Origin of the sequence: Pelomonas nitida (assembly GCF_043555975.1) — a bacterium.
In the GTDB taxonomy this organism is placed as follows: Bacteria; Pseudomonadota; Gammaproteobacteria; order Burkholderiales; family Burkholderiaceae_C; genus Pelomonas; species Pelomonas nitida.
Genome location: NZ_JBIGIA010000016.1, coordinates 82,807 through 95,744 on the forward strand (window position 1 = coordinate 82,807; position 12,938 = coordinate 95,744).

At 68.5% G+C, this 12,938-nt stretch carries 9 protein-coding genes; 4 read left to right on the forward strand and 5 right to left on the reverse strand.

Annotated elements, in window-relative coordinates; translation table 11 throughout:
• Positions 1-3: 3 nt before the first annotated feature.
• From ACG00X_RS18955 to ACG00X_RS18975, 5 genes are all read right to left on the reverse strand, one after another.
• Entirely contained in the window at positions 4-873 is an 870-nt protein-coding gene (locus tag ACG00X_RS18955) for a glycoside hydrolase family 16 protein (protein ID WP_394490376.1), read from the reverse strand.
• A 31-nt stretch (positions 874-904) separates the two neighbouring features.
• A complete protein-coding gene (locus ACG00X_RS18960) occupies positions 905-2,236 on the reverse strand; it encodes a GH1 family beta-glucosidase (protein WP_394490378.1) in 1,332 nt (443 codons plus the stop codon).
• Positions 2,237-2,245: 9 nt separating this feature from the next.
• Positions 2,246-3,064 carry a carbohydrate ABC transporter permease gene (locus ACG00X_RS18965; protein ID WP_394490380.1) on the reverse strand — a complete coding sequence of 273 codons (819 nt, stop codon included), beginning with the start codon at positions 3,062-3,064 and terminating at the stop codon, positions 2,246-2,248.
• Positions 3,061-3,957: a carbohydrate ABC transporter permease gene (locus tag ACG00X_RS18970; RefSeq protein ID WP_394490382.1), complete on the reverse strand. Its 897-nt coding sequence runs from the start codon at positions 3,955-3,957 to the stop codon at positions 3,061-3,063. The genes ACG00X_RS18965 and ACG00X_RS18970 overlap by 4 nt, the downstream gene beginning before the upstream one ends.
• 631 nt (positions 3,958-4,588) lie before the next feature.
• Positions 4,589-5,869 (reverse strand): ABC transporter substrate-binding protein, encoded by a 1,281-nt coding sequence (locus tag ACG00X_RS18975; RefSeq protein ID WP_394490384.1) that lies wholly within the window; start codon positions 5,867-5,869, stop codon positions 4,589-4,591.
• Positions 5,870-6,198: 329 nt separating this feature from the next.
• On the opposite strand from ACG00X_RS18975, the gene ACG00X_RS18980 reads away from it, so the two are divergent.
• The 4 genes from ACG00X_RS18980 (at position 6,199) to ACG00X_RS18995 (ending at position 12,891) form a co-directional block, all read left to right on the forward strand.
• On the forward strand, positions 6,199-7,947 hold the full coding sequence (locus tag ACG00X_RS18980) for a carbohydrate-binding protein (RefSeq protein WP_394490386.1): 1,749 nt from the start codon (positions 6,199-6,201) through the stop codon (positions 7,945-7,947).
• An 81-nt stretch (positions 7,948-8,028) separates the two neighbouring features.
• On the forward strand, positions 8,029-9,618 hold the full coding sequence (locus ACG00X_RS18985; RefSeq protein WP_394490388.1) for a chitinase: 1,590 nt from the start codon (positions 8,029-8,031) through the stop codon (positions 9,616-9,618).
• Positions 9,619-9,790: 172 nt separating this feature from the next.
• On the forward strand, positions 9,791-11,446 hold the full coding sequence (locus tag ACG00X_RS18990; protein ID WP_394490390.1) for a carbohydrate-binding protein: 1,656 nt from the start codon (positions 9,791-9,793) through the stop codon (positions 11,444-11,446).
• 44 nt (positions 11,447-11,490) lie between these two features.
• The gene (locus ACG00X_RS18995; RefSeq protein ID WP_394490392.1) at positions 11,491-12,891 is read left to right on the forward strand and encodes a carbohydrate-binding protein; all 1,401 of its coding nucleotides are present in this window, start codon (positions 11,491-11,493) and stop codon (positions 12,889-12,891) included.
• The last annotated feature ends 47 nt before the right edge of the window (positions 12,892-12,938 follow it).

Consider the following 12,938-nt stretch of genomic DNA (forward strand, 5'->3'; position numbering starts at 1 on the left):
CGCTCAGCCTTCTTTGTAGATCCGCACCCAGTCGACCAGCATCCGTGCCGGCAGCGGCGTCGTCGCGTCGGGCGCGCCGGGCCAGTCGCCGCCGATGGCCAGGTTGAGGATGACGAAGAACGGTTTCTCGAACGCCCAGGTGCCGGCAGCGGGGATGTCGGCGGGCGTCAGGCGGTGGTACTGCACACCGTCGACGTACCAGACGATCTCGTTGGGCCGCTTGACGATGGCGTAGGTGTGGAAGTCGCCCTCCACCGGCTTGCCGAAGTCGTAGGGCTTGCCGATGCCCTGTGCGCCGGAATAACCCGGGCCATGAGCGGTGCCGTAGGTGCTGTTGGGCGTCTGGCCAACGAACTCCATGATGTCGATCTCGCCCGAGGCCGGCCATTGCCCGGTCTGGCCCAGGCTCCAGAACGCCGGCCAGATGCCCTTGCCGGCCGGCAGCTTCATGCGGGCCTCGACCTTGCCGTAGGTGAAGTTGACTTTGCCGCTGGTGTGGATGCGGGCCGAGGTGTAGTCGCAGGGCTTGCCGTTCCAGCAGGGGCCGGCAGCCGCGGCCTTCTCGGCCGTGATGACGAGCATGCCGTTGCCGTCCAGCTGCGCGTTGCGCGGGCTGGCCGTGTAGTACTGGAACTCGTGGTTGCCCCAGCCGCTGTTCTCGGCGTTGCCGAGGTCGTAGTTCCAGGCCTTGCTGTCGGGCACGGTGCCGGCGGCGCCGTTGAACTCATCGCTCCAGACCAGCGTCCAGCCGCTGGCGGGCGCGGCGGGTGTCGCCGCCGTGGCCGAGCCGCCACCGCCGCCACAGGCGGTCAGCGCGAAGGCCAGGGCGGGCAGGGCGTAGCGCCAGCGGCGCGGCGGGGTCATCGGTGTCATCGCTGTTGTCTGCGGTGTTCTCGTTGTCTGTTCAGCCGCGCCAGTTGTTCAGGAATTCGCGGTACCAGGCTGCGCTGGCCTTGGGCGTGCGGGCTTGCGTAGCGTAGTCCACGTGCACGATGCCGAAGCGCTTCAGGTAGCCGCTGGCCCACTCGAAGTTGTCCATCAGGCTCCAGACCATGTAGCCCGCCATCGGCACGCCCTGTTGCATCGCGCGGGCGACGGCCGCGATGTGGGTGCGCAGGTAGTCGGTGCGGTCGTCGTCCTGCACGCGGCCGCCCACCCAGCGGTCATCCTTGAAGGCGCCGCCGTTCTCGGTGATGTAGACCGGCGGCAGGTTGGCGTAGTCGTGCTTCAGCAGCACCAGCAGGTCCGTCAGGCCCTGCGGGTAGATCTCCCAGTCCATGTCCGACACGGGCAGGCCGCGGCCCTTGGCGTTCCAGTCCTCGCCGCTGGCCGACACGACGCTGCGGGTGTAGTAGTTGACGCCCAGGTAGTCCATGGGTTGCGCAATGGCGTCCATGTCGCCGGCCTGCACGGCGGGCGCATCGGCGCCCAGCTCGGCCAGCACGTCGTCGGGGTAGGCGCCCTTGAACAGCGGGTCGGCATACCAGCGGCGCCCGCGCGAATCGGCCAGCTGCGCTGCGGCGATGTCGGCCGGCATCGCCGTGGCCGGCACGCAGGACGACAGGTTCAGCACGATGCCCAGCGCGCTCTTCGCGCCATCGGCCCGCAACGCCTGCAGCGCCAGACCGTGGCTCAGCAGCAGGTGGTGCGACACCTGCGCGGCGATCTTCCGGCTCTTGATGCCCGGCGCGAAGATGCCCAGCTCATGCCCCAGCGTCGCGACGACCCAGGGCTCGTTGTGCGTCGTGAGCCCGTCGAGCCGATCGCCCAGCCGCGCCTGCACATGGCGGGCGTAATCGACGAAGCGGTGCACCGTGTCGCGGTCGTTCCAGCCGCCACGGTCTTGCAGGCCCTGCGGCAGGTCCCAGTGGTTGAGCGTCGCCCAGGCCTGGATGCCGCGCGCCTTCAGGCCGTCGACGAGACGCTCGTAGAAGTCCAGGCCCTTGGGGTTGAACTCGCCATGACCCAGAGCCTGCACGCGCGGCCAGGCGATGGAGAAGCGATAGGCGTTGACGCCCAGCGAGGCGATGAGGTCGAGGTCTTCGTCGAGGCGGTGGAAGTGGTCGCAGGCCACGTCGCCGTTGCTCGCATCGGCAATCGCGCCGGGCTGGCGGCAGAAGCGGTCCCAGATGGATTCGCCCTTGCCGTCTTCATGCGCAGCGCCCTCGATCTGGAAGCTGCTGGTGGCCACGCCCCAGACGAAGTTGGCGGGGAACTGGCGGTGCAGGGGATTCATGAGCGGTGTTTATTTGACGGCGCCGGCCGTGAGGCCCGCGATGAGCTGGCGCGACGAGAGGACGAACAGCACGATCAGCGGCAGTGTCGCGATGGCCGAGCCGGCCATCAGCGCGCCCCATTCCGTGCCGGTGGTGCTGAACAGGCTGCGCAGCGCCAGCGGCAGCGTGTAGTGGTCGGCGTTGCGCAGCACGATGAGCGGGTTCATGAAGTTGTTCCATGAACTGATGAAGGTGATGAGGCCCAGCGTGCCGAGCGCGGGCTTCATCAACGGCAGCGCAATGCGCCAGTAGATGCCCAGTTCGCTGCAGCCGTCGATGCGCGCGGCGTTCAGCAACTCCTTGGGCACCGTGCTGGCCGCGAACTGGCGCATCAGGAAGATGCCGAAGGCGCTCGCCGCGCCCGGCAGGTACAGCGCGCGGTGGGTGTCGATCCAGCCCAGCGCGTCCATGACCATGAAGCTGGGAATCATGTTCATGAACGACGGCACCATCAGCGTCGCCATGACGAGGCCGAACAGCGCCTTCTTGAAGCGGAACTCCAGCAGGGCGAACGCGTAGCCGGCCATGGAGCAGAACAGCAGCGTCAGGCCCGTGGACATCAGGCCCACGTAGAGGCTCCAGCCGACGTTCTTCCAGAACGGCAGGCGCGTCGTCAGCACCCGCAGGTTGTTGAGCAACTCGTCGCTGAACCACAGCGGCGGCGGCACGTTGAAGATGTCGGTGCGCGACTGCGTCGCGAACACGAACATGAAATAGAACGGCGCGAGCATGAACAGCGCGCCGATGCCGACGATGGCGTAGGCCAGCAGCTTGGGCGTCTGCTTCATGCGGCCTCCTGCCGATCCGCGAACGCCTTGTTCGTGAGCCAGGTCAGCAGCGCGATGACGCCGAACATGATCCAGGCCAGCGCGCTCGCGCCGCCGAAGTCACTGAAGTCGAAGGCCAGGCGGTAGAGGTACATGGCCACGGTCATGGCGGCCTGGTCGGCGCCGCCCTTGCCGTTGGTGAGGATGAACGGCTCCTCGAACAGCTGCAGACCGCCGATGATGGACAGCGTGACGCCGAACAGGATCATGGGCTTGAGCGCCGGCAGCGTGATGCGCAGGAACTGCTGCCAGGGCCCGGCGCCGTCGAGCTTGGCGGCCTGGTAGAGGTCGTGCGGGATGGTCTGCAGCGCCGCGAGGTACAGCACGAGGTTGAAGCCCAGATAGCGCCAGAACACGATGATGGCCACGGCGGGCTTGATGGCGTCGGGCGAACGCATCCAGTTGATGTTCTCGCTGCCGAACAGCGTGTGCAGCGCCTGGTTGACGAGGCCGTAGTCGGTCGAGAACAGCGAGCCGAACAGCATCGCGATGGCCACGGTGGAGGTGATGTAGGGCAGGAAGTAGGCGCCGGAGAGCACGCCACGCCAGCGCCCGAAGGCCTGGTGCAGGAACACCGCCAGCGGCAGCGCGACGAGGTGTTGCGGCACGCCGGACGCGACGGCCAGCCACAGCGTGTTGCGCAGCGATTTCCAGAACCAGCCGTCGGTCAGCGCGAACGCGAAGTTGTCGAGTCCGACGAACTGCATGGCCTCGATGCCGCTCGTGGGCTCCCACGACTGGAAGGCCAGCCAGGCCGAGAACAGCAACGGGAACAGGCCGAAGACGGCGAAGAGGATCAGGAAGGGGCTGACCAGGAGGTAGGGGGTCCAGGTGGATGGGATGCGGACTCTCATGGTTGGATGCCCCTCGTTGCATCGGGTTGTTGGCGCGTGCGGTGCCGGGAGTTCGCCCCGGCGGGCGACCTACTTTCTTGTCCGCACAAGAAAGTAGGCAAAGAAAGCGCCCCCGATCCGCCCGCCCTACGCTTCGCTTCGGGTTCCCTGCGGTGCTCGGTCCTTGAGGCCCCGCGCAAAACTCGCTCCGCTACGCTGCGCTCAGACAGCTGCGCGGAGTCAGTTCTTGATGCGAGCTGCGCTCGCGGCCTCAAGGCCCTGTGCTCCTCGGCGGGCTCAGAGGGGGGAAGAGCAATACCTCGGTGCGAACGGCTTTGGGGCTTGGCTGTTGGCTGTTCGGCTGTTCCATCACCCCCCTTTGGAGGAGCCGAGAAGCACAGCGGCCCGAGGCGCGCGCGCAGCGCGCTTCGTGGACTGACTTCGCGCAGCTGTCTGAGCGCAGCGTAGCGAAGCGAGTTCTGCGCGAGCCTCGGGTCGCGAGCATCGCAGGGGACCCCGAGCGCAGCGAGGGGCGACGGAACAGGGGCGACTTTTTGCCTTCTTTTTGGTCGCTCAAAAAGAAGGTCGCCCGCCGGGGCGACGTCCCGGCTGGGACTCGGCGCCAAGGCCAATACAGAGACAGCACCGCCCATCACCGATTCGCCCGATGCACCAGCAACGCCTGCGCATCCTCCAGCGCCTTGGCAATCGGCTTGCCGTACTCCAGCACGTTGTCCAGCTCGGCGTTGACCACCTCGTCGGCGAACTTCTGCTGACGGTGCATCCGCACGGCCGGGATGCGCGCCGCCGCCTCGCGCCACAGCCGCCGCGCATGCTGGCCGCCGAGAAAGGGCACGGGCTCGTCGAAGAAGGCATCGTCCTGCGCCGCCAGCAGCGCCGGGAAGGCGTCCTGCGAGCGGAAGGCGTCGAGCTGGCGCTGGCGGTCCAGCGTCAGCTCCTGGATCAGCTGCCAGGCTAGCTGCTTCTTCTCCGGCGCGGAGCGGCGCGGGATGGCGTAGTAAGTGCCGCCATACGAGCAATAGGTGTGCTCGGGCAACTGCGCCACACGCCACTTGCCCGCCGTGCCCGGCGCCACCCAGTTGGCCATCTGGCCGGCCATCCAGCCGCCGGAGATCTCGGTGGCCAGACGGCCCCGCTTGAGCAGCTCGGCCCAGTCGTTGAGCCACACCTCCACGCGCGCATCCAGGCCGCGCTGGCGCACCTGCCTCGCCAGCTCGAACGCGCGTACGAAGCGCGGCGACGTGACCTGCGGGCGGCCCTGGTTGTCGAAGAAATAGCCCTCGCCCGCCGGCGTGCCGGCGCGCACGACAACGTCCTTCAGCAGCCGCACGTCACCGATCAGGTAGGCGCCCGTGCGGGCCTTGAGCTGCAGGCCGGCGTCGACATAGGCCTCCCATGAGGCCGTGAGGTCGGCCTCCTTCAGCCCGGCCTGCCCCAGCAGGTCCACGCGGTAGAAGAGCGAGCCGGGCCCGATGTCGCTGGGCATGGCCACGATGGCCCCTTGCCGGTTGCGCGCCGTGTCGATGGCGAACGGCACGAACCGGTCCTTGAAGCGCTCGGCCCCGAAGCTCGGTGCGGACAAGTCCTCCAGCCCCGCGCCCAGCGAGAACCGACCCAGGTAGGCCGTCTCGAGCGCGATGACATCGGGCAGGTGGCCCGACGTGGAGAGCGCCGTCGTCATGGCCGTGTGATGGTCGTCGTACTGGCGGCTGATGACCTGGGTGCGCACGCCGGGGCGGCTCTGCGCCCAGCCTTTCAGCAAGTCCTTGGCGATGACATCCACCAACGGAAAGGCCGCCACGGTCAGCGGCGGCAGTTCGGCCGCCACGGCGGGGCGGACAGCCATGTCCAGCACGCCACCCGCAGCAGCGGCGAGCACATGGCGGCGACGAAGGTAAGGCGGTGTGAACATGAATTGAAAGCGCTTTCAACATTGTGCTGCGCCCGCTTGTCAGCCCCCAGCGGCACAAACCCTAGCGTGGGCGGGCCGAAAGCGCCGGCGACTGACGACCGCAACGGTCACCCACGGGGAACGTTTTGTCACCCCTACAAGGGTTTCCACCAGTGACGCCCGCCGCGCCGATTAGCAAAGTGGTATTCAAGAGGTGGCAGGCACCACAAACTGGATGCATACCAGTTAAAGCCAGCTCCAGATGCCTGCGGGAAGGAACAGGCAACCTCACCGGGCGATGCCCGCCATCCGCCGGCCCTCACGGGCCGCCAACGCACAGGACGTCTCAGATGAAACCAACCATTCGCCGTATCCCGGTCCAACAGCTGCGCCGCCTGGCCGCCATTTCGGCCGCCGCCTTCGCGCTCAACGCCGCCGCGCAGAGTTACCCGGCCTGGTCGGCCGACGTCTACTACACGGCGGGCACCGTCGTGACCTACCAGGGCCGGCTCTATCGCGCCACCGTCAACCAGACCGACTACGCCGCCACCGGCTGGAACCCCACCAACGCCTCGCTGTGGACCGATATCGGCGCGGCCACCGGCACGCCGCCCGCGCCCTCGCCTGCGCCGACCCCTGCGCCCACGCCCGCTCCAACACCGGCGCCCTCTCCGGCACCCGCCCCCAGCGGTAGCTGCGCGCCGGTCTGGGCCGCCGCCACCGCCTACAACGGCGGCGCCATCGCCAGCAAGGGCACCACCAATTACAAGGCCAACTGGTGGACCCAGGGCAACGACCCCGCCACCAACAACGGCCCCGCCGGCAGCGGCCAGCCCTGGACCTCCCAGGGCGCCTGCACCACCAGCAGCCCCGCCCCCACGCCTGCACCCACCCCCGCCCCGACCCCTGCGCCGACACCCGCCCCCACCCCGGCACCGACGCCTGCGCCGACACCATCGCCCGCCCCTGCCCCGGGCTTGACGGACCCGGCCGCCAAGTCGGCCTCGCAGGCCGGCCGCGCCTACACCGTCTACTACCCGAGCTGGAGCGACAACTGGTTCGACGCCACCGGCAAGGACATGAACGCCGTGTTCCAGGCCAGCAACTTCGCGCGCATCCCGGCCAACTACACCCACGTGGTGGCGGCGTTCGCGCAGCCCAATTTCTCGTGGGGCGGCATGGCGGCGAACAGCTGGTCAGGCACCGGCATCAACTTCAACGGCCGGCCGTCGGACATCAAGGCCGCCATCGACGTGCTGCACGCCCGCAACATGAAGGTCATCCTGGCCGTCGGCGGCGCCACCTACAACAGCTGGGGCACGCTGTCTGCCGAAGGCCACGCCGGCAGCGGCCCGACGATCACCGCGCTGTCCAACCTCATGAAGGACGTCGGCTTCGACGGGCTGGACGTGGACTATGAAGTCGACGGCATCACGACCGACGCCTACGCCGGGGCCGTGAAGGCGATGCGCAAGGCGGTCGACCTCGCCGGCGGCGGCCGCATCCTGACGGTGGCCGCCTGGTCCACCGGCGCCGACTGCACCGGCGCGACGGCCAACGACGCGCAATGCGCCGGCGTGGGCACCAGCTACTGGGGCGGCAAGGCCGGCGGCGAACGCCTGCTCGTGAACGCCTACCCGGCGCTCAAGACCGCGTTCAACCTCGTGAACATCATGAGCTACGACGCGCGCTTCGAGCACTACGACGGCGTGACCGCGTGGAAGCAGTACCGCCAGCTGTTCCCCAGCTCCACCATCGTGTCCATCGGCTTCGAGACGGCACCGGAAGGCTGGTCGGGCGCGCAGCTGGTGGTGAACAACGCCGACGCGCAGTGCACCGGCTCCGTGATCCTGCAGAACAGCTACGGCGCCAACATCAACCAGGCCTATTCGGTGGAGCGTTTCCTGAACGCGGTGACCACCAGCACGCTGGCCAACAAGAACCCGCGTGACGGCGCCATGCTGTGGCAGGCCTTGAAGACCGCGTCCGGCAGCTGCGGCAGCGCGCCGCTGGCCTCGCCGGGCAGCATCGGCAAGAAGGCCGCGAGCAGCCTGGGCCTGGTCGATGACCCCGCGCTGCAGAACGCGCCCTGGAAGTAAACCGGCGCCCCTCGTGAGTTGAATGCCGCCGCGCCGTGCCTCTCGGCCGGCGGCCTTTTTCCATCCCCTCGGAGAACCTCCATGATCTCGCGCCCTCCCCTGCCCCGCGCGGCCCGGTCCCTGCTGCTCGCCAGCGCTGTGGCCCTGAGCACGGCCGCCTTCGCCCAGAGCTACCCCGCCTGGTCGGCCGACGTCTACTACACGGCTGGCACGGTCGTGACCTACCAAGGCCGCCTCTACCGCGCCACCGTCAACCAGACCGATTACGCCGCCACCGGCTGGAACCCCACCAACGCCTCGCTGTGGACCGACATCGGTGCGGCCACCGGCACCACGCCAGCGCCCTCGCCTGCGCCGACCCCGGCGCCCACACCAGCCCCCACGCCCGCACCGACACCGGCTCCCTCGCCGGCACCCGCCCCCAGCGGCAGCTGCGCCCCCGTCTGGGCCGCCGCCACCGCCTACAACGGCGGCGCCATCGCCAGCAAGGGCACCACCAACTACAAGGCCAACTGGTGGACCCAGGGCAACGACCCCGCCACCAACAACGGCCCCGCCGGCAGCGGCCAGCCCTGGACCTCCCAGGGTGCCTGCTCCACCAGCGGCCCCGCCCCCAGCCCGGCGCCCACACCGGCTCCGACGCCCGCCCCCACGCCCGCTCCGACACCTGCGCCGACACCCGCGCCTACGCCAGCGCCCTCACCGGCCCCTAACGGCAAGCACCAGCTGATCGGCTACTGGCACAACTTCACCAACCCGTCGGGCCCGACCTTCCCCATCGCCAACGTGCCGGATGCCTACGACGTCATCGTCGTCGCGTTCGCCGACGACGGCGGCAACGGGAACATCACGTTCAACCTCGACGCAGGCGCCGGTGGCGAAGCCAAGTTCATCGCCGACATCGCCGCCGCGCGTGCCAAGGGCAAGAAGGTCGTGCTGTCGTTCGGCGGCCAGAACGGCACCGTGACGCTGAACAACGCGACGAACGTGACCAACTTCGTCAACAGCGTCGAAGCCATCCTGCGCAAGTACGGCTTCGACGGCATCGACATCGACCTCGAAAGCGGCGCAGGCGTCACGGCCGGCGCGCCGGTCATCGCCAACCTCGTCACCGCCGTCAAGCAACTCAAGGCCCGCATGGGCAGCGGCTTTTACCTGTCGATGGCACCGGAGCATCCGTATGTGCAGGGCGGCTACACCGCCTACGGCAACATCTGGGGCGCCTACCTGCCCATCATCGACGGCCTGCGCAACGAGCTGACCGTGCTGCACGTGCAGTACTACAACAACGGTGCGCTCTACACGCCGTACGCCACACAGGGCCTGGCCGAGGGCAGCGCCGACATGCTGGTGGCCGCCAGCCGCATGCTGATCGAGGGCTTCACCACCAACAACGGCACCGGCAGCTACCGCTTCCAGGGCCTGCGCCCCGACCAGGTCGCGTTCGGCGTGCCTTCAGGTCCGTCGTCGGCCAATTCGGGCCAGGCCAGCGTCGCCACGCTGACCGCCGCACTGAACTGCCTGACGCGGCTCACGCAATGCGGCGCCATCAAGCCCCCGGTCGCCTACCCGACGCTCAACGGCGTCATGACCTGGTCCATCAACTGGGACAAGAAGGACGGCCAGTCCTTCTCGAGCGGCGTTCGCAATGCGCTGAACGCGCTGCCCTGACGCGAGCGGCCGCCCGCCGCACGCCCACCACACCCGGGCCGGTCAAGCCCGGGACCCGTGTCCCCCGGTTCCGGCACACGCCCCGGTTGCCACCTCACCGCTGCGTCGCTTACGCTTGAAAGCGGTTTCAAACTGCTGGATCGCGGCGACAGGCCCCACCTCAAAGAGCCCCATGAGACTGCTTGTCCCCATCGCCGCCCTGGTGTTGTCCGCCCTCGCCGGCAGCGCGCTGGCCGCCACCAAGGTGGTCGGCTACATCCCCTCGTACAAGGGCCTGCGCACGGTCGCCGACCGCACCGACCTGAGCAAGCTCACGCACATCAACCTGGCCTTCGCCAACCCGGCGCCCGGCGGCAGCTTCCTGAACGGCGGCAGCCCGGCCTGCATGGAAGCGGCCACGGCGGCCGACATCAACTACGTCGTGCAGAAGGCCCACGCGGCCGGCGCCAAGGTGCTGGTGTCGCTGGCCGGCGGCGTCATCCCGGCCTGCGCCGGCAACTGGCAGACGCTGCTGCAGCCCGCCAGCCGTGCCGGGCTCATCCAGAACCTCGTGCAGTTCGTCAACACCTACGCGCTCGACGGCGTGGACGTCGACCTCGAAGGCGAGCTGCTGACCGCCATCGACAACGCCGGCCACTACACACCCTTCATCCAGGGACTGCGCACCGCGCTGCCCGGCAAGCTGGTGACGGCCGCGACCGCCACCTACGAGGGCGGCATGATCCCGGTGTCGTCGCTGGCCTCGTTCGACTTCGTCAACATCATGGCCTACGACGCCGTCGGGCCGGGCTGGGGCACCGTGGGCACGGAGCACTCGCCCTACTCGCTGGCCCAGAGCAACATCGCCACCTGGCAGGCCCGCGGCCTGAGCAAGGACAAGCTGGTGCTGGGCCTGCCGTTCTACGGCTACGGCTTCAACGGCTATGCGTCCAGCTACGGCTTCGCCGACATCGTCAACCAGTTCGGCGCCGCTGCGGCGCAGACCGACCTGATCGGCAAGCTGGGCGCCGGCAGCGCCTACATCACCTACAACGGCATCCCCACCCTCAAGGCCAAGACGCGGCTGGCGCTGCAGCAGGGCTCGGGCGTGATGATCTGGGAGCTGTCGCAGGACGCCACGGGCGCCAACAGCCTGCTGTCCGCCGTGCGCGCGGAGATCGGCACCACACCGCCCAGCACGGCCGTCGCGACCGTCTACCAGGACTGCAACTACGCCGGCTATGCCGCCGCGCTGCCCGAAGGCAGCTACACGCTGGCGCAGCTGCAGGCCCGCGGCATCAAGGACAACGACCTGTCCTCGCTGCGCGTGAATGCCGGCTACCAGGTGCAGCTGTTCGACGGCGACAACTTCGCCGGCACCAGCGTCACTCGCAGCGCCGACACCGGCTGCCTGGTCGACCAGGGCTTCAACGATCGCGCCACCTCCATCGTCATCGCGAAGGCGGCATCCGCCTGGTCGCTGCAGCTGGAGGCCGAGAACTTCGGCAACCAGGGCGGCGTGCAGACCGAGGCCTGCTCCGAAGGCGGGCTCAACGTCGGCTGGATCGATGCGGGCGACTGGATGGCCTACGCCGGCATCAACTTCCCCAGCAGCGGCACCTACCGCGTGGAGTACCGCGTGGCCAGCATCAGCGGCGGCACGCTGTCGCTCGATCTGAATGCCGGCGCCACCCAGCTCGGCCAGGTCGCCGTGCCCGCCACCGGCGGCTGGCAGACCTGGACCACCGTCTCGCACACCGTCACCGTCAATGCCGGCCCCCACGCCGTGGGCGTGTACGCGCCGACGGGCGGCTGGAACCTCAACTGGATTCGCTTCACCAAGCTCTGAGCCCGCCCGGGCCGGAGCCCCTTCCCACGTCCACAGGAAACCCCATGAGACTCATGAAATACCTTCTCGCGACGGTGCTGGCGACCGCCGGCAGCCTCGCCCACGCGCAGTGGCAGCTCGTCTGGAGTGACGAGTTCAACGGCAGCATCGGCCCGAACTGGGTCTTCGAGACCGGTGCCGGCGGCTGGGGCAACAACGAGCTGCAGTACTACCGCCGCGAGAACGCCAGCATCGAGAACAACGCACTGGTCATCACGGCCAGGCGTGAAGACTTCGGCGGCATGGCCTACACCTCGGCCCGCATGAAGACGCAGGGCCTGAAGACCTTCAAGTTCGGCCGCATGGAAGCGCGCATGAAGCTGCCGTCCTTCCTGGGCGCGTGGCCGGCGTTCTGGATGCTGGGCGCCAACCTGCCGCAGGTCGGCTGGCCGGCGTCCGGCGAGATCGACGTGATGGAGCACATCAACGACGAGAACAAGGTCTACGGCACCGTCCACTGGCAGGACAACAACGGCCAGTACGCCTCGTACGGCGGCAACATCGCCACCTCCGTGACCGACTGGCACGTCTACGCCGTTGAGTGGGACCCCAGCGCCATCCGCTGGTACGTGGACGGCACGAAGTACCACGAAGTCAACATCACCAACGGCGTCAACGGCACCGAAGAGTTCCAGAAGGACTTCTTCCTGCTGCTGAACTTCGCCATCGGCGGCAACTGGCCCGGCTTCAACGTCAACACCGCCGCGCTGCCGGCCAAGATGCTCGTGGACTACGTGCGCGTCTACGCGCCAGCCACCGGCGTGGCCACCGTCTACAAGGACTGCAACTACGCCGGCTATGCCGCCGCGCTGCCCGAAGGCAGCTACACGCTGGCGCAGCTGCAGGCCCGCGGCATCAAGGACAACGACCTGTCCTCGCTGCGCGTGAATGCCGGCTACCAGGTGCAGCTGTTCGACGGTGACAACTTCACCGGCACCAGCGTCGTGCGCACCGCCGACACCGGCTGCCTGGTCGACCAGGGCTTCAACGACCGCGCCACCTCCCTCATCGTCTCCAAGGTCAGCACGGCCTGGTCGCGCCAGATCGAGGCCGAGGCCTACAACTCGATGGCCGGCGTGCAGACCGAAGCCTGCGCGGAGGGCGGCCAGAACGTCGGCTACATCGAGACCGGCGACTGGATGGCCTACAACAGCATCACCTTCCCGACCAGCGGCAGCTACCGCGTCGACTACCGCGTGGCCAGCACGGCCGGCGGCACGGTGTCGCTGGACCTGAACGCCGGCAGCATCGTGCTGGGGCAGGTGGGCGTGCCCAACACCGGCGGCTGGCAGAACTGGACCACGGTGTCGCAGACGGTGAACATCAATGCCGGCACCTACAACGTCGGCCTCTACGCCGCCCAGGGCGGCTGGAACCTGAACTGGATCAAGTTCACCAAACTGTGACTCCACGCGCATAGCGCCCGGAAGCCGCTGCGGCGGCTTTCTTCATG